The 15,667-nt window shown below is 72.2% G+C and carries 17 protein-coding genes; 6 read left to right on the forward strand and 11 right to left on the reverse strand.

From position 1 onward, the window contains the following. Positions 1–30: 30 nt before the first annotated feature. On the reverse strand, positions 31–213 hold the full coding sequence (locus JSX79_RS00450) for a hypothetical protein (RefSeq protein ID WP_070417401.1): 183 nt from the start codon (positions 211–213) through the stop codon (positions 31–33). Positions 214–490: 277 nt separating this feature from the next. Between JSX79_RS00450 and JSX79_RS00455 the strand changes: the two genes are divergently transcribed. The 5 genes from JSX79_RS00455 (at position 491) to JSX79_RS00475 (ending at position 4,296) form a co-directional block, all read left to right on the forward strand. Further along, entirely contained in the window at positions 491–922 is a 432-nt protein-coding gene (locus tag JSX79_RS00455) for an Hsp20/alpha crystallin family protein (protein ID WP_071294275.1), read from the forward strand. Positions 923–933: 11 nt separating this feature from the next. Continuing rightward, a complete protein-coding gene (locus tag JSX79_RS00460; RefSeq protein WP_229084615.1) occupies positions 934–1,254 on the forward strand; it encodes a hypothetical protein in 321 nt (106 codons plus the stop codon). A 74-nt stretch (positions 1,255–1,328) separates the two neighbouring features. After that, the gene (locus tag JSX79_RS00465) at positions 1,329–2,015 is read left to right on the forward strand and encodes an SDR family NAD(P)-dependent oxidoreductase (RefSeq protein WP_229084617.1); all 687 of its coding nucleotides are present in this window, start codon (positions 1,329–1,331) and stop codon (positions 2,013–2,015) included. A gap of 320 nt (positions 2,016–2,335) precedes the next feature. Further along, positions 2,336–3,628, forward strand: coding sequence for a histidine kinase (locus tag JSX79_RS00470; RefSeq protein ID WP_229084618.1), 1,293 nt, complete (start codon positions 2,336–2,338; stop codon positions 3,626–3,628). Continuing rightward, positions 3,625–4,296, forward strand: a complete 672-nt coding sequence (locus JSX79_RS00475; RefSeq protein ID WP_070417406.1) for a response regulator transcription factor — start codon at positions 3,625–3,627, stop codon at positions 4,294–4,296. Before JSX79_RS00470 ends, JSX79_RS00475 begins: the two co-directional genes overlap by 4 nt. A 15-nt stretch (positions 4,297–4,311) precedes the next feature. Here the strand turns inward: JSX79_RS00475 and JSX79_RS00480 are convergent, their stop codons facing one another. Beyond that, positions 4,312–5,043 carry a TetR/AcrR family transcriptional regulator gene (locus tag JSX79_RS00480; protein WP_229084620.1) on the reverse strand — a complete coding sequence of 244 codons (732 nt, stop codon included), beginning with the start codon at positions 5,041–5,043 and terminating at the stop codon, positions 4,312–4,314. A gap of 79 nt (positions 5,044–5,122) precedes the next feature. Between JSX79_RS00480 and JSX79_RS00485 the strand changes: the two genes are divergently transcribed. Then, entirely contained in the window at positions 5,123–5,965 is an 843-nt protein-coding gene (locus JSX79_RS00485) for an NAD(P)H-binding protein (protein ID WP_229084622.1), read from the forward strand. On the opposite strand, the gene JSX79_RS00490 is transcribed toward JSX79_RS00485, so the two are convergent. The 9 genes from JSX79_RS00490 to JSX79_RS00530 all read right to left on the reverse strand — a co-directional run bounded on the left by JSX79_RS00490 (position 5,958) and on the right by JSX79_RS00530 (position 15,595). Continuing rightward, positions 5,958–6,728, reverse strand: a complete 771-nt coding sequence (locus tag JSX79_RS00490) for a triose-phosphate isomerase family protein (RefSeq protein ID WP_229084624.1) — start codon at positions 6,726–6,728, stop codon at positions 5,958–5,960. The genes JSX79_RS00485 and JSX79_RS00490 overlap by 8 nt on opposite strands. Beyond that, positions 6,725–8,431, reverse strand: coding sequence for a dihydroxyacetone kinase family protein (locus tag JSX79_RS00495; RefSeq protein WP_229084625.1), 1,707 nt, complete (start codon positions 8,429–8,431; stop codon positions 6,725–6,727). The genes JSX79_RS00490 and JSX79_RS00495 overlap by 4 nt, the downstream gene beginning before the upstream one ends. Continuing rightward, positions 8,428–9,810, reverse strand: coding sequence for an MFS transporter (locus JSX79_RS00500; RefSeq protein WP_229084627.1), 1,383 nt, complete (start codon positions 9,808–9,810; stop codon positions 8,428–8,430). The genes JSX79_RS00495 and JSX79_RS00500 overlap by 4 nt, the downstream gene beginning before the upstream one ends. Before the next feature lie 55 nt (positions 9,811–9,865). Then, entirely contained in the window at positions 9,866–10,633 is a 768-nt protein-coding gene (locus JSX79_RS00505) for an SDR family NAD(P)-dependent oxidoreductase (protein ID WP_229084629.1), read from the reverse strand. 11 nt (positions 10,634–10,644) lie between these two features. Further along, a complete protein-coding gene (locus JSX79_RS00510) occupies positions 10,645–11,598 on the reverse strand; it encodes a 3-hydroxyacyl-CoA dehydrogenase family protein (protein ID WP_092385676.1) in 954 nt (317 codons plus the stop codon). Continuing rightward, the gene (locus JSX79_RS00515; protein WP_071294266.1) at positions 11,595–12,593 is read right to left on the reverse strand and encodes a sugar phosphate isomerase/epimerase; all 999 of its coding nucleotides are present in this window, start codon (positions 12,591–12,593) and stop codon (positions 11,595–11,597) included. Before JSX79_RS00515 ends, JSX79_RS00510 begins: the two co-directional genes overlap by 4 nt. A gap of 192 nt (positions 12,594–12,785) precedes the next feature. Beyond that, positions 12,786–13,502, reverse strand: a complete 717-nt coding sequence (locus JSX79_RS00520) for a GntR family transcriptional regulator (protein ID WP_229084631.1) — start codon at positions 13,500–13,502, stop codon at positions 12,786–12,788. Between the two features lie 50 nt (positions 13,503–13,552). Beyond that, complete coding sequence (locus tag JSX79_RS00525) at positions 13,553–14,554, reverse strand: matrixin family metalloprotease (RefSeq protein WP_229084633.1); 1,002 nt, start codon at positions 14,552–14,554, stop codon at positions 13,553–13,555. A 126-nt stretch (positions 14,555–14,680) separates the two neighbouring features. Next, the gene (locus JSX79_RS00530; RefSeq protein ID WP_229084635.1) at positions 14,681–15,595 is read right to left on the reverse strand and encodes a GNAT family N-acetyltransferase; all 915 of its coding nucleotides are present in this window, start codon (positions 15,593–15,595) and stop codon (positions 14,681–14,683) included. Positions 15,596–15,667 lie beyond the last annotated feature (72 nt).

Here is a 15,667-nt window from a genome sequence, read left to right on the forward strand (position 1 = left end):
TCTGCCTGGTGCGGATCGGGGGTGCGGGGCCTAGGCCGCCGGGACCGAGAAGAAGTCGGCGTAGGACGGTTCGGAGCGACCGGACAGGAGCGACGGGTCCTGGATGCGGCGCTCGACGTAGGCGTCGATGATCGCGGGGTCGGTCAGACCGACGCGCGTGTGGGTGCCGCCGAGCCGTGCCTGTCGCGGCATCCCGGTGTACGTGCTGTGCATTGCGATACCGCCCCTCGTCGTCGTTGCTGTCCCCAACGGACGCCCGAAGTCTTTCACAACGTGAACGATCAGCAAAACGAACGATTCGTGTTCTGTACGGTTCACGCACTGAACAGTCAGCCCAGCCGAACTACATCGCTGTCATTCCCTGTCGCCGCGGATCCCCGGCTCCGAGCGGATTCCGAGCGTTCTTTTGGCACTCGCCAGGCTTGAGTGCTAAAACATGTCGCAGTTGAGTCGAGGGGACTCAACACCAGACACGAAGGAGTTGACACCGATGACGATGAACTTCGATCCGTTCCGCGAGCTGGACCGTCTCGCCGGCTCCCTCCTCGGCACCGCGGGCCCCCGCTCGATGCCGATGGACCTCTACCGCACGGGTGACCACTACGTCCTCGACGTCGACCTGCCCGGCATCGACCCGGGTTCCGTCGACATCGACGTGGACGGCTCGGTCCTGACCATCCGCGCCGAGCGCACCCTCGGCGCTCCCGAGGGCTCGCAGTGGCTCACCCGAGAGCGCCAGCCGGGCACGTACGTCCGTCAGCTGACGCTCGGCGACGGCCTCGACGCCGAGCGCATCACGGCCGGCTACGACAACGGCGTCCTGAGCGTCACGATCCCCGTGAAGGAGTCGGCGAAGCCCCGCAAGATCGCCGTCACCACGGGCGGTGGCCGCGAGCAGCTCGCCGTCGGCAGCGGGGAGTAGGAGCGGCAGCCGTGTTCGACCTCGTCAACGCCCTGGCCGCGATCGCCGCCGTGACGGTCGCGCTCGCGCTGTCCAGTCTCGACCGACGGACCGCGGTCCTGCTCGGGGCGACGGGCGGCCTCGCGGGGAACTTCCTGACGTGGCTGGCCGTCCCGTCGCTCTGGGACCGGTGGGCCGTGGTGCCGTGGGTCGCCGCCGTCGCCGGCACCGTCCTGCTCATCGCGGGCTGGAGCGCCGTCCGGGCGTACTCGGGCCTGTTCGAGCCGCCGCGTGCGGACGAGACCGACACCGGCGCCCTCCTGACGGTCGGCGGGAGCGGGCGCCGCAGCTGATCGAACCGACGACGCCTCGGGCTCGGTGCACGACGTGTGCCGAGCCCGAGGCGTTCCGGGCGTAGCGTGACGGCGTGGACCTCGAACTCAAGAACCGTGTCGCGCTCGTCGTCGGAGGGAAGGGGTACATCGGCGCCGCCGTCGCCGATCGACTCCGGGCCGAGGGGGCGACCGTCGTCGTGGCCTCCCGGAGCGCCGGCGACTCCCCCGACAGCGTCGCGATCGACACCGCCGCCCAGGCCTCCGTCGATGCCGGAGTCGCACGGGTGCTCGAGCAGCACGGCCGCATCGACGCCCTCGTCGTCACCGCGGCCCCGAGCGCCGGCACCCTCGACCCGGCGAAGAAGTCCGACCCCGAGCAGGTCCTCACCGCGATCGACGGCAAGGCACTCGGATTCCTCCGCGTGGCCAACGCGGTGCTGCCCACCCAGCGTGAGGCCGGGTTCGGACGCGTCGTCGTGATCAGCGGACAGAACGCCTACCTGTCGGGCAACATCACCGCGTCGCTCCGCAACACCGCGGTGAGCGTCATCGCGAAGAACCTCGCCGACGAGGCCGCCGGCTCCGGCGTCACGGTGAACGTCGTCAATCCGGGGCTGGTGACGGACACCCCCAGCACCGAGGTCCGCCCCGGTGGCCCCGGCGACTCCAGCCCGCAGCAGATCGCGGACCTCGTCGCGTTCCTCGCGTCGCCGCTGTCGGTGGTGTCCGGTGAGTCGATCTCGATCGCCCACCGCGTGCTGGGCCAGATCACCATCTGACCGACGGGCGGGTCCGGCAGATCCGTGCGAATCGCGGGCCTGGAGGCGCGGTGCGGGCCCGACCCGCGCCTCCTGGCCGCCACCCGGTCGCGTCGCGACGGACCAGACGCCTTCATCCGTGCGGATGAACGCGTTCACCCGTGCGCCCGATGCCCGGCGCGCGCCGCTCGGCGAGGCTCGGAGCATGGAGTCCTCGACGAAGCACACGATCGCCACCCTGCTGGTCTGCGCCGCGATCGTCACGGTCACGGCCACCGCCCTCATCGCGATGTCGCCGGTCCCGTGACCGGCGGACGACGCCCCCGTGCGATGATCGTGCCGTGACGGAACGGCGCACGTTCATCCGGCCGCTCGCCACCCGCTCGATCATCATCGACGTGGCATGGGCGGTCTTCGCGGCGTTCGTCTTCCTGCTCCCGATCGACCTCGAGCTCGAACACGCGAGCTTCTTCGCGGTCCTCGCCGCGGCCGGGGCGATCGCGCTCCGACGGGTCTCACCGTCCGCGGCGATGCTCATGATCGTCGTCCTCGGCATCGTCCAGGTCGGCGGCGGCGAGCGGCCGTCGCTCGTCGACATCGCCATCTTCGTGGTCATCGGCACGGCGGCGGTCGTCGGCACGCGCGGAGAGGTCATCGTGTCCGGCCTGCTGGCGTTCGTTGCCGGCATCAGCGCGACGCTCTACCTCGCACTCACCGGCTTCCGGTTCCTCGTCCTCATCAACGGCCCGCGCGACCAGGCGTTCCTGGCGATGGCCGCACCGGTGACGGCGCTCCTCGGGGTCTGGGCGGGCGGGGTCGCCGTCCGGGCCTTCCGTTCGCGGGACCGCGAGTCCGAACGCCGGGCGGACGCCGAGGCCGCTGCGTCCCGAGCCGAGGCCGTCGCCACCGAGGCCGAGGCCACCGCCACCCGGGCCATCGACGTCGCCGAGTCCGAGCGGATCCGAGCGGACATCGCCCGCGACGTGCACGACGTGGTCGGCCACTCCCTCGCCGTGATCATCGCGCAGGCCGACTCGGTGCCGTTCCTCGCCGACGAGGCCCGCATCCGCGAGGTGAGCGCCACGATCGCGAGCACCGCCCGGAGCTCCCTCGTCGAGGTCCGGCAGGTGCTCGGGCACATCGACGGCTCCGGCGCCTCGACCGACCCGGGGTCGCTGGAGGAGATCGTGCAGGGCATCCGCGAGGCCGGGGTCGACGTCGACCAGGCCGTCCGCGGGGTCCCGGTGGTGCTCGGTCCGGAGAGCGGGACCGCCGCCCGCCGGGTGCTGCAGGAGATGCTCACGAACGCGCTCCGACACGGTGCCCCCGGGATGCCGGTGACGGTGCGGGAGACGTGGCGGTCGGCCGACCTGGTGCTCGAGGTCGAGAACCTCGTCCCGACCGCCGGGACGGCCGCGCCCGGCGCCGGCACCGTCGGGACCGGCCCGGTCGCCGTCGGGACCGGCCCCGTCGCCGTCCCGCCGGTGAGCACCCGCGGGTCCGGCCGTGGCCTCGCCGGCATGCAGTCCCGGCTCACCGCACTCGGCGGGTCCTTCGACGCCGCCGTCCTCGACGACGTGTTCGCCGCACGTGCCCGCATCCCGTTCGACGTCCTTGGGGGGACCAACCGATGACCGATCCGATCCGCATCCTGCTCACCGACGACCAGGCACTGTTCCGAGCCGGCCTCCGCGTCGTGCTCGACGCCCAGGACGACATGGTCGTCGTCGGCGAGGCGTCCGACGGTGCCGAGGCCCTGGCGCGCATCCCCGAGCTGCGACCGGACGTGATGCTCCTCGACATGCGGATGTCGGGCATGGACGGGGTCGAGACCGTCCGGCAGCTGTTCTCCGGCGCGGTCGAGGGGCCGCTCCCCCGCGTGGTCGTGCTGACGACGTTCGGCCTCGACCCCGCTGCCGCCACCGCGATCCGCCTCGGCGCGAGCGGGTTCCTGCTGAAGGACACCACGCCGCCGTTCCTGTTCGCGGCCGTCCGGGCGGTGCACGAGGGGAGCTCGGTGATCGCGCCGAACGATCTCTCGCAGCTGTTCGGTGCCGACGTCGAGCGCGCGCCGGCTCCGCAGCCCGAGGCGTTCCAGTCACTGACGGACCGGGAGCGCATCGTGTTCGGCTGGGCCTCGCGCGGGTTGTCGAACGCGGAGATCGCGGCGAAGGAGTTCGTCACGGAGTCCACGGTGAAGACGCAGATCTCGAGCATCCTCGGGAAGCTCGCGCTGCGGGACCGGGTGCAGCTCGTGGTGTACGCGCACGACCACGGGCTGGCGGGCGCACGCGACGCTTGACGCGCCGGCGTCGACCTAGCGCTGGCCGGCCACCCGGTCGAGCCACTCGGCGAGCACTGCGCGCTCGGCGACCGAGAGCACGTCGAGGTCCGACGCGACCGCCCGCAGCGTGATCGCGGCAGTCGTCACGGCGTCCGCAGCCGGCGACGCCGATGGCTCCGGCGGGTCCGCCACGAGGATCCTCCCCGACACCGCCGCGAACGCCTCGTCCGCCAGGCTCGGATCGCGTTCGTCCGCCGGTGTCGACAGGATCGCCAGCACCGCCCCCGTCCCAGCCGCGTGCACGAGGTCCACCGCCAGGCGTTCCGGGACGGCGAGCCGTCCGGCTTCGGCGACGCGCCGGATGCGCTCGGCGAGCAGTGCGGTCCCGGCCCGTGCCGCCGCCGAGCGCCGTCCTCGCTCGGGGTCGCTGAGCAGCACGAAGAGGTCGGGGTTCGCGAGACCGAAGCCGATCGTCATCGACCACCCGTGCCGGAGGTCATCGACGGGATCGGTGCGCTCGTCCCGTGCAGCCCGGACCGCCTCGGCCTTGACCGCGGCGAAGGTGGACATCGCGTGTTCCGCGACGGCCTCGAGCAGGCCGTCCTTGTCGCCGAACAGTCGGTAGATCGTCGGGGCCTGCACCCCGGCACCCTCGGCGACGGCGCGCGTGGTCACCGCCGCGGCCCCCCGCTCACGGAGCATCGCACCGGCGACCTCGACGATCCGTGCCCGCGTCTCGTCTCGCTGCGTTGCCTGCTCGATCACGGAACAACGATAACAAAGCAGCGATAGCAGTGTGTTACCTTCGATCACACCAATCGGTTACCAACGGTACGGAGCAACCATGATCGTCATCACCGGCGCCACCGGCGCACTCAACGGCGCCACCGCGGACCACCTCCTCGAGCACCTCGACCCGTCGGGGCTCGCCGTCGTGACCCGCGACCCGAGCCGGGCGCAGCGCTTCACCGATCGCGGGGTCGCGGTCCGCCAGGGCGACTACGCCGAGCCCGACTCGCTCCCCGCGGCCTTCTCGGGTGCGGACCAGCTGCTGCTCGTCTCCTCGAACGACGCGGGCGCCGATGCCGTCGCGCTGCACCGCGCGGCCATCGACGCCGCCGTGCACGCCGGGGTGGGACGGATCCTGTACACGAGCCACCAGGGCGCAGCCCACGGCTCGCCGTTCGCACCGGCCGACGGCCACGCCGCGACCGAGGACCTGCTCCGCGCCTCCGGGTTGCCGTGGACGAGCCTGCGCAACGGCTTCTACGCGCACAGCACGGCCTGGTTGATGGGACCGTGGCAGTCGACGGGCGCGGTCTCGGTCCCCGTCGACGGCCCGGTGTCGTGGACCGCTCGCGAGGACGCCGCCGAAGCAGCCGCCCGCATCCTGCTCGCCGACGAGCCGTACGACGGCCCCGTCACGCTCACCGCGCCGACGGCACCGACGTTCGGCGAGCTCGCGGAGTTCGCGTCCGAGCGCTCCGGCCGCACGATCGGGTTCGAGGTACTGGGCGAGGACGAGTGGCTGGCCCGGTCGACCGCCGCCGGCCAGGACCCGCACATGGCCGGCTTCCTGCTCGGCATGTACCAGGCAGCGGGACAGGGCCGCTTCGCCGGGACCGACCCGCTGCTCGGCCAGCTGCTCGGGCGTGCACCGCGACCCGTCCAGGACCAGATCAGCTGACGTCGAGCGCCGCCACCTCGTCGAGGATCGCGGCGATCGCCGCCGGGTCGTGCGCGAACCGCCCCAGGAACAGGCCGCCGATCCGCCCCTGCCCGCGGGTGAGCAGCCCCGGCCCGGCACTGCCGCCGTAGATCACGACCGACCCGGCGAGTTCCGGCCGCGTGGCCAGGTGCTCCTCGATCCCCGCGAGCACCCCCACGACGTGCTCGTCGGGCGCCGGTGCCGGGGCGCCGATGGCCCACACCGGCTCGTACGCCACGACGAGCGGCCCCGCCAGTCCGTCCGCGACCGCCGTCGAGACGGCCCGGTCGAGCTGCGCGGTCACCTCGGCGACGGTCTCCGCTCGGGAGGCGCGGGTCGGCTCCCCGACGCAGACCAGCGGCCGCAGGTGGTTGCGGTACGCGGCGTGCACCTTCCCCGCGACCTCGTCGTCCGTCTCGTGGAACAGGGAGCGCCGTTCGGCGTGGCCGATCTCGACGAGGTCGACGCCGATCTCGCGCAGCTCCGCACCCGTGACCTCGCCGGTGTACGCCCCCGCGTCGGCCCACGACAGGTCCTGGGCGCCGAGCAGCACGGGAGCACCGGCGTCGGTCAGGATGCGGCGGACGGGGACGAGCGCCGGGAACGTCGGCACCACGAAGAGCGACGCGGCACCGGAGGTCACCGCGGGGTGTCGCCGGGCGACGTCCGCGACCTCGGCCGCCCACGACAGCGTCCGGACGTGCGAGAAGTACGTCTTGAGCGACACCCCGATGGTGATCACGGCGCGACGGCCTCCACGATCAGCGCGAAGGACACCGCTCCCGGGTCGACCGTCCCGACGGCGTGCTCGGCGTGGGTCCTCGCCCGGCCCTTCCTCGGCAGCAGCTCGGCGGTGCCCTGCGCAGCGTCCTGCGCGGCGGACACCGCCGCACGCCAGGCATCGGGGAGCGCGTCACCGTCGTCGACGCTCGCGCGGAGGGCCTCGCGGAACGGGACGAGCGCGTCCACCATCGTCTTGTCCCCGGGCACCGCGCCGAAGGCGAGGACCGCCTCGGTCGCCGCACCGACGGCCTCGACGACGTCCGCACCCGTCGGACGCGAGTCGTCCCCGAGGACGCGACCCAGTGCCTCCAGGGCCGCACCCCAGATCGCGCCGGACGTGCCACCGGCCTTGTCGGACCAGGCGTCGCCGGCGATCCGCAGCACGCTGCCCGCGCCGGCTCCACGATCGACGGCGTCCGACGCGGCCTCGGCGGCGGCGTGCGATCCCCGCTGCATGCCGATGCCGTGGTCCCCGTCACCGGCCACCGCGTCGATGCGGCCGAGTTCGTCGGCGTGCTCGTCGATGACCGAGCGGACCGCGGCGAAGCCGGCGGCGACCTGGACGGCGACGGCCCGGGAGTCCTCGCTGGCCGGGCCGACTTCGTCGGGTGCCGCGTCGGCCGCCACCACGGAGGGTGCGACGCGCTCCGCGGGGACGGCACCGCCCTTGCGGTACGCGGGGGTGTCGGCCGGGGCGGCCCAGAGCTCTTCGAGCTCCGCGTCCAGCCAGAACAGCGTCAGTGAGACGCCGGCCATGTCGAAGCTCGTGACGAGCTCCCCGACCTCGGGCTCGACGATGACGACGCCCGCGTCGACGAGCCGGCGCTGCACCGAGCGGTAGACGACGAAGAGCTCCTCGTACTTCACGCTCCCGAGCCCGTTGAGGATCGGGACGACGCGGGAGCCGGCGGCGGTGATCCCGGCCGGCAGCTCGTCGAGCAACCGGTCGACGAGCAGCGCGGCGAGTCCGTCGGCGGTCGGGACGTCGGTCTGGTCGATGCCGCGTTCGCCGTGGATGCCCATGCCGATCGCCATGCGACCCTCGGGGACGGTGAACAGGGGTTCCTCGGCGCCGGGGAGCGAGCAGCCGGAGAACGCGACGCCGAACGATCGGGTGCGGTCGTTCGCCCGCTCCGCGATCGCCGTGACGGTGTCGAGGTCGTCGCCACGTTCCGCGGCCGCTCCGGCGACCTTGAACACGCAGAGGTCCCCCGCGATCCCGCGCCGTTCGTGCGCGCGGTCGGCGGGCGCGCTCACCACGTCGTCCGTGACCCGCACCGTGCGGACGCTGATCCCGGAGGCCTCGAGCGACCGTGCGGCCGCGTCGAAGTTGAGGACGTCGCCGGCGTAGTTGCCGTAGCTCAGCAGCACCCCGCCGCCGTGCTCGGAGGCCGTCGCGACCGCCGTGACCTGCTGGGCGCTCGGGCTGGCGAACAGGTTGCCCATCGCCGCACCGGCCGCGAGCCCGTGCCCGACGAGCCCGCCGAACGCCGGGTAGTGCCCGGACCCGCCGCCGATCACGAGCGCGACCGTGCCGTCCGGCGACGTGGTCGACCGGGCGACCCCGCCGTGGACCTTCCGGACCCACCGCTCGTTCGCGGCGACGAACCCGTCGGTCGACTCGTCGGCGAAGTCCGCCGGGTCGTTGAAGAGCCGGGTCATCGCTCGTTCCCCTGAGTGCGCACGTGCGTGGTGTCGAGCAGCTCGTCCGCCTTCGCACCACGGAAGTACTTCGTGCAGAAGATCATCACCGCGGCCACGAACGCCAGGACCCCGAGCGACACGATGCCGAACGCTCCGCTGTCCGTCGGCACCACGTCGTTGATCGCCGTGCGCATGATCGGTGCGACGAACCCGCCGAGGTTGCCGAGCGAGTTGATGAGCCCGATGCCCGCGGCCGCTGCGGCCCCGGTCAGGAAGGCCGTCGGGTACGCCCACGTGATCGGTCCCACCGCGAGGAAGCTCGCGACCGCCAGCGTGATGAACAGGATGCCGAGGATCGGCTGCCCGTTCGCGCCGGCCCAGGCGGACCCGAGGATCGACAGGCCGGTGGTGATGTAGAACCAGGTGCCCCAGCGTCGACGACGCCCGACGGTGTCCGCCCGCGAGCCGACGAGGTAGCAGGCGACGAGCCCGACGAGCCACGGGATCGCCGCGACCAGCCCGACCTGCCAGCCGACGTCCTGGCCGAGCAGCGACGAGACCTGCTGCGGCAGGTAGAACGTCGTGCCGTACACGGCGACCTGCAGGCAGAAGTAGATGATCGTGAAGTACCAGACGCGACCGCTGGCCAACGCCTTCCAGATGCCCGTCGGGCCGTCCTCGCTGCGGGCGGTGTCCTCGCGGGCCATCGCTGCCGTGAGCGAGTCCTTCTCCCCCGGCTCGAGCCACTTCGCCTGCTGCGGACTGTTCGTCAGGAACACCAGTGCCGCGATGCCGGCCAGGACCGCGAGCAGTCCCTCACCCGCGAACATCACCTGCCAGCCGTGGAACGGGGTGGCCTGGTCGCCGAAGCTGATCAGTCCGCCGGACAGCGGTGCGCCGATCATCTGCGAGAACGGCTGCGCCAGGTAGAAGATCGCGAACATCCGCACGCGGACCTTGTTCGGGAACCACTCGGACAGGTACATGATCACGCCGGGGAAGAGTCCGGCCTCGGTCACGCCGAGGATGAACCGCAGGATGATGAACATCGTGTCGTTCGTCGTGAACGAGAACAGCGCGGCGACGATGCCCCACGTGATCGCGATGCGGGCGAGCCAGAAGCGTGCACCCAGGCGCTTGAGCAGCAGGTTGGACGGGATCTCGAAGATCGCGTAGCCGATGAAGAAGATGCCGGCACCGAGCGCGAAGGCGGCGTCGGAGATGCCGCGGTCGACGCTCAGGGCCTCCTCTGCGAACCCGACGTTGGTGCGGTCGAGGAACGCGACGAAGTACAGGATGACGAGCATCGGCATGAGGTGCTTCGTCGCCTTGCCGATCGCCGACTTCAGGGCCGGGTCGTGCGTGGACCCGAGCGCGGGGGCAGGGGGAAGTGACACGGGTTCGCTCCTTTGCGAGCACGGTGCGGTGGTTGTGGAGGGGACGGTGGACCCGTCAGTGCATGTACAGGCCGCCGTCGACGTTCAGCGTCTGGCCCGTGACGAACCCGGCGTCCTCGCTGATGAGGTAGGCGATCGCGGCGGCGATGTCCCTCGGGGTGCCGATCCGCGGCAGCACGCCGTCGGCGGCCATCACGGTCTTGCGCTCCTCGGTCAGGGTGCCGCCCATGATGTCGGTGTCGATCGGACCGGGCGCGATCGCGTTGACGGTGACGCCCTGCGGCCCGAGCTCGCGGGCGAGGCCGCGGGTCAGACCGATCACGCCGGCCTTCGCGACCGTGTACGGGGTCTTGCTGAAGGTGCCGCCGCCGCGCTGGGCGGAGACCGACGACAGGTTCACGATGCGGCCGTAGCCGTTCCGCACCATCGACTCCGCCGCCCGCAGGCTCGCGAAGTGCACGCCGTCGAGGTTGATCGACAGCACGCGGTGCCACTCCCCCTCCGGGAGGTCGAGGTACGCGTGCGCCGAGGACACCCCGGCGAGGTTGACCAGGGCGACGATCGGGTGGAGCTCGGCCTCGATCGTGTCGAAGGCGGCCCGGACGGCGGTCTCGTCGGCGACGTTCGCGCCCACCCCGACGGCCCGGACGCCGTGCTGCTCGCGGATCTCGGTGGCGACCGCCGCGCTGGCGTCCTGGTCGAGGTCGATGATGCCGATGTCCCACCCGGCCTCGGCGAGGTGGTGGGCGGTGGCGCGGCCGATCCCCCGGGGCGATGCGGCTCCGGTCAGGACGGCGGTGCGGTGCTGCTGTTCGTTGTCCATGGTGTTCCGCCTCAGTGGATCGGGGCCGGGCCGAGCTCGTCGAGGAGCTTCTGCATCGCGACGTAGGCCTTGTTGCGGTAGGCGACGAGTTCCGGCGTGCGGTCGGCGGGCACCTCGAGGTACCCGGCACCCGACTTCGTGCCGAGCTCGCCCGCGTCGACGTGCTGCTGCAGCGACGGCGGGGTCGCGAAGCGCTCGGGCCAGCGGGTCTGCAGCGACTCGAAGCAGAACGCGTACACGTCGAGTCCGGCCATGTCGGCGATCGCGAACGGGCCGAAGAACGGCAGGCGGAAGCCGAACGTGGTCCGCACGATGGTGTCGATGTCGTCGGGGGTCGCGATGCCCTCGTCGGCGATCTTCGTGGCTTCCTCGAACAGTGCGTACTGCAGGCGGTTCAGCACGAACCCGGTCGAGTCCTTCACCCGCGCGGACTGCTTGCCCGTGGCCGCGACGACGGTCTCGCCGACCGTGATCGCGTGCTCGTTCGTCGTCGGGTGCGGGATGAGCTCGACGCCGGGGATGAACGGCGCCGGGTTCGAGAAGTGCACGCCGAGGAACCGCTCCGGACCCACGACGGCCTCGGCCAGCGACTCGATGAGGATCGTCGACGTGTTCGAGCCGATGACGGCGTCCGGGCGGGCGGCCTCGCTGATGCGCCGGAGCGTCGCGTGCTTGATCTCGAGCTTCTCGGGGACGGCCTCCTCGATGAAGTCGGCCGAGGCGACCGCTTCCTCGATCGAGGCGGCGGCGCTGAGGTGGGCGTCCACCCGCGACACGGCATCAGCGGGGAACAGCCCGTCCGCGACGAACTGCTCCGTCTCGGTGATGAGCCGGGCGCGGTTGGACGCGGCGATCTCCGCCGAGACGTCGGCGATCCGGACGGTGTGACCGGCGAGGGCGAGGACCTGGGCGATCCCGCCGCCCATGTAGCCGGATCCGACGACGGCGATGTCGAGGGTGCTCATCGGGTGACTCCTTGCTTCGTCGCCCCGACCACCGAGGTGGCGAGGACGGAACGGATGTACTGCTGGTTGGTGGCGCAGACGCCGAGGCTGTCCCCGCCGTACTGCTCGGTCATGACGATCCCGCGGAAGCCGTCGGCGACCGCGTCGCGCAGGACCTGGCGGTAGTTGATGAGTCCGGCCTCCATGGTGCTCGGCGCGCTCGTCGCCCAGCTGCCGTCGCCGGCCTCGTCCCGCGTGTAGTTCTTCACGTGGAGGTAGTTCGTGTACGGCAGGGTCTTCGCGAACAGCTCCTTCCAGTCCTCGACCGGACGGTGCAGGCGGATGAGGTTCGCGACGTCGGCGTTCAGCCCGACGTTGTCGAGGCCGATCTCCTCGACGAGTCGGACGGCGCTGTCCGCGGTGCCGAGGTAGGTGTCCTCGTACAGCTCCAGCGCCATCGGGAGTCCGACGCTCGCGGCGTGCTCGCCGAGCTCACGCAGACGGGACACGGCAGCGGCACGGACCTCCGCGTCGTCCGGGTCCTTCGGGCCCTGCGCGGTCCAGAACCAGAGCGCCTTCCGCTGGGCCTCGTTGAACGGCTGGTGGAGCCCCGTCGAGAACACCTGCATGCCCCACTCGGCCGCCGCATCGATCGTGCGGTGGGCGTAGGCGAGGTTGTCCTCCTCGTGCCCGGGCTGGACGACGCTCTTGCGCTGCAGGTGCACCGACGGGATGCCGACGCCGTGAGCCTTCGCGATCGCGAACAGCTCGTCGCGGCGGGACCGTTCGAGGTCGGCGGGCCGGATGTGGCTGTCGGCGAGTTCGGCGAGCGAGAACCCGACGGCCTCGATCTGGGCGAACACGTCGTCCCACACGGCCGGGTCAGCGTCGTGGAAGGCGACGCCGTCCCGCGTCACCTGCGGGAACCCGTGCAGACACGTCGCGATCGGCCAGGTGTCGGCCGTCCAGCTGCTGGAGTCCCAGTCTTGGTCGACCCAGTCCTGCGGTGTGCTCACGGGATGCTCCTTCGCATGTCGGGGTTCGTCATCGAACCTCTTTCCTATAGGAAAGATACTCTGTCGTCGGAGAATCGCAACCGATCGGACCAAACCCCTCGTCCGGGGGGCTCCGAAGGAGGGCGGGCACGGAGGATCAGGACGCCCGTCCCGTTGACCCGAACCTCGGGACGGGCGTCCGCCCGGGCCGGATCAGGCGGTGTGCGACGCGTCCGCTCGCGACCGCAGCCGCACGGCGTCGATGTGGTGCCGCATCGCCGCGACCGCCGATGCCGGGTCCTCGGCCAGTGCGTCGAGGACTGCGCGGTGCTCCTGCACGGCACGGTCGGTGTCGTCGCCACCACCCTCGACGATCTGCCGCATCCGGTGGACGCGGGTCGTGATGATCTCGGACATCTCCTCGAGGAACGGGTTCCGCGTCGCGTCGAAGACGACCTGGTGGAACTGCCAGTCGGTACGGAAGAACCGCGCCATCAGCTCCTCGGACGCCGCACCCGCACCGATCGCGGCGATCTCCTCGGCCACGGCCGCCTGCTCGGCGAGCGCCGTCGCCAACCGTGACCGCAGGGCGGGGACGTCGCCGCGCGCAGCCAGCTCGACGGCCCCCGACTCCACGATGAGCCGGGCGTCGAAGAGGGCCTCGAGCTGGTCGCCGGCGAGCGGCGGGGACACCCGGTACCCCTTGTTGGCCTCACGCGTGACGAGCCCGGTGCGTTCGAGCTGCACGAGCGCCTCGCGCACCGGGGTCGGCGAGACGCCGAGGGAGCGGGCCAGTCCGTCGATCGACAGGCGCATGCCCGGTTCGACGTCGTGCCCCATCAGGACCTCGAGCACCCGGTCGTAGACGCGGTCGCGCAGCCCGAGCTGGGTGATGCGCTCGGTCCCGAAGCCCGGCATCGTGGTCGACATGCATCGATCCTAGAGAATCCAGGATCACGGGCGCCTCGCCCCGGTCCGGATCAGTAGAGCGCGTCGATGCCGATCAGGTCGCCGAGGCCGAGGGTCCGCTGGCCGGTCTCGCACGTCGTCGACGCGGGCTTCATCACGAGGCCGCTCGTCGCCGCGGTGTGCCCGAGGCCGTACGCGTGCCCCCATTCGTGCGTGGCGACCCCGCGCAGGTCGAAGCGCTTCCCCGAGCAGGTCGACGCGGCGGACCAGTCGACCGACGTCGAGTACCGCTGGTCGGCCTCGACCGCGACGCCCGAGCGCGACCAGACGCAGGTCACCGCGAGGGTCCCGGCGCGCAGCGATCCCCACCCGACCATGTTCGAGCCGTCGGACGCGCCGCAGCCACCGGTGGCGGTGACGCCCATCGCGCGCTTCCGGCTGCCGAGGGGCGTGTCGTCCGCCGTCGACTTCACCGTCCGGCCGCACGCCGACGTGGTCCCGGTCCAGGCGTCGGCACCGGCGCCGATGGCTGCTGCGCCGGACACCTTCTGGTTGTTCGGGTTGTAACTCCACTCGACGGTGTCTGCCCAGCGGAACCCGAGCTTCGTGTACGCCGTCGCGGAGCAGCTGGACGACTTGCCCGTGGCCGCCGTCGACGATGCCGCTCCGCCCGTGGCCCGGAGTCCGGAACCGCCCGGGAGCGTCCGGTGCGCGAGGGCGGCACGCTCCTGGCGGATGGCTGCCGGCGCCCCGGACCACTGGTCGTGCACGAGGACCGCGACGCCTGAGCGGCCGGTGTTCGTCACCGACACGTCCCCGTCGTCGGCACTGCCCGCGGCGCCGACCGGCATCGCGGAGACCGTCGTCCCGACCGGCGGCACCCGGAACTGCCGACCGTCCGGCAGCACCACCGTGCCGGACGACACGGCACACCCCGACGACAGCGCGGCGACGGTGATCCGGTCCCCGCGGCAGGACGGTGCGGCATCGGCGTGCGGGACGCCGACCGACGTGGTGACGACCGCGGCGAGCGCGATCCCGAGCACGACCGCCCCTGCGGTCACGGTGGACATCCGCACGTTGTCGACCCTCCTGGTCCCCTGTACCGGCAGCCCCCTGCCGGGCGCAGTCAGTGTGCGGACCCCCGGACGGCGCGGTCAACCCCCCGAACTGGCCGTGCACACGCGCCGAGACTGTGCTCAGGGCACCCGCACGAACCGCGGCGCACCCCGCTCCCGCAACCGGAACCCGAGGTGCTGGTACAGCCCGATCGCCCCGGTGTTGCCGGCGGCGGCGTGCATGAGCGGCGTCTCGCCCCGCGCGCGGATGCCGTGCGCGACGTCGAGCACGAGGCGTCGTCCGAGCCCCTGCCCGCGGAAGTCGGCGTCCGTGCACACCGCGCTGATCTCGGTCCACCCCGGCGGGTGCAGGCGCTCCCCGGCCATCGCGATGAGGCGGCCCTCGCGCCGGACGCCGACGTACCGGCCGAGCTCGATCGTGCGGGGCAGGAACGGCCCGGGCTTCGTGCGGGCGATGAGCTCGAGGATCTCGGGGACGTCGTCCGGGGTGAGCTCGACGGCCCCGGGGTCCGGAGCGCCCTCGATGTCCTCGCCGGTGAGCTGCACGCCCCCGGAACCCTCGACGGCGTGCCAGCCCTCGGGGAGGACGGCGGACGCACCGACGCCGAACACCGCACCGGGTCCGAGCAGCGCGCGCACGTCGTCCCAGTCCGCGGCCGTCGGTCGCTCCGGGATCCCGGTCCAGACCGACACGTCGGGCAGGTACCGCGCGATGTCGCCGCGACGCTCGGCGAACCGGGCGTGCTCGCCGTTCAGGGACGCGAGCGCGGGGTTGTCGAGCAGCCGGGTCGGGGTGCCGTCGTCGGCGATCGTGAGGTCGAGCGTCCGCACCGCCGCGCCGCGGGGGTCGCCGCCGCGGAAGCCGAGGTCCTCGAGGCGGCGCCGGTCCCCGTCCTCCCAGCCGGCCGTGTCCGCGACGACGGCGGCGGCGTAGGTGTTGCGGGCGTGGTCGACGACGGCCTCGACGTCCGTCGCGGTGGTCAGGACGACCGCTCCGGGTCGGGTCAGGTCGGTCGTCGGGGCATCGGTCGTCATGGGTCCATCCTGCGACGCCGCGGACACCGACCGCACATCGTTGCACCGCGTGACACAGCACCCGGGGGCCGG

It is taken from the genome of Curtobacterium sp. GD1 (genome assembly GCF_020882855.1).
In the GTDB taxonomy this organism is placed as follows: Bacteria; Actinomycetota; Actinomycetes; order Actinomycetales; family Microbacteriaceae; genus Curtobacterium.

Excerpts from the sequence above, each read along its gene's own strand:
- JSX79_RS00450 (WP_070417401.1), bottom strand. The coding sequence starts at position 213 with ATGCACAGCACGTACACCGGGATGCCGCGACAGGCACGGCTCGGCGGC.
- JSX79_RS00455 (WP_071294275.1), top strand. The coding sequence starts at position 491 with ATGACGATGAACTTCGATCCGTTCCGCGAGCTGGACCGTCTCGCCGGC.
- JSX79_RS00475 (WP_070417406.1), top strand. The coding sequence starts at position 3,625 with ATGACCGATCCGATCCGCATCCTGCTCACCGACGACCAGGCACTGTTC.
- JSX79_RS00485 (WP_229084622.1), top strand. The coding sequence starts at position 5,123 with ATGATCGTCATCACCGGCGCCACCGGCGCACTCAACGGCGCCACCGCG.
- JSX79_RS00495 (WP_229084625.1), bottom strand. The coding sequence starts at position 8,431 with ATGACCCGGCTCTTCAACGACCCGGCGGACTTCGCCGACGAGTCGACC.
- JSX79_RS00505 (WP_229084629.1), bottom strand. The coding sequence starts at position 10,633 with ATGGACAACGAACAGCAGCACCGCACCGCCGTCCTGACCGGAGCCGCA.
- JSX79_RS00510 (WP_092385676.1), bottom strand. The coding sequence starts at position 11,598 with ATGAGCACCCTCGACATCGCCGTCGTCGGATCCGGCTACATGGGCGGC.
- JSX79_RS00520 (WP_229084631.1), bottom strand. The coding sequence starts at position 13,502 with ATGTCGACCACGATGCCGGGCTTCGGGACCGAGCGCATCACCCAGCTC.
- JSX79_RS00525 (WP_229084633.1), bottom strand. The coding sequence starts at position 14,554 with ATGTCCACCGTGACCGCAGGGGCGGTCGTGCTCGGGATCGCGCTCGCC.
- JSX79_RS00530 (WP_229084635.1), bottom strand. The coding sequence starts at position 15,595 with ATGACGACCGATGCCCCGACGACCGACCTGACCCGACCCGGAGCGGTC.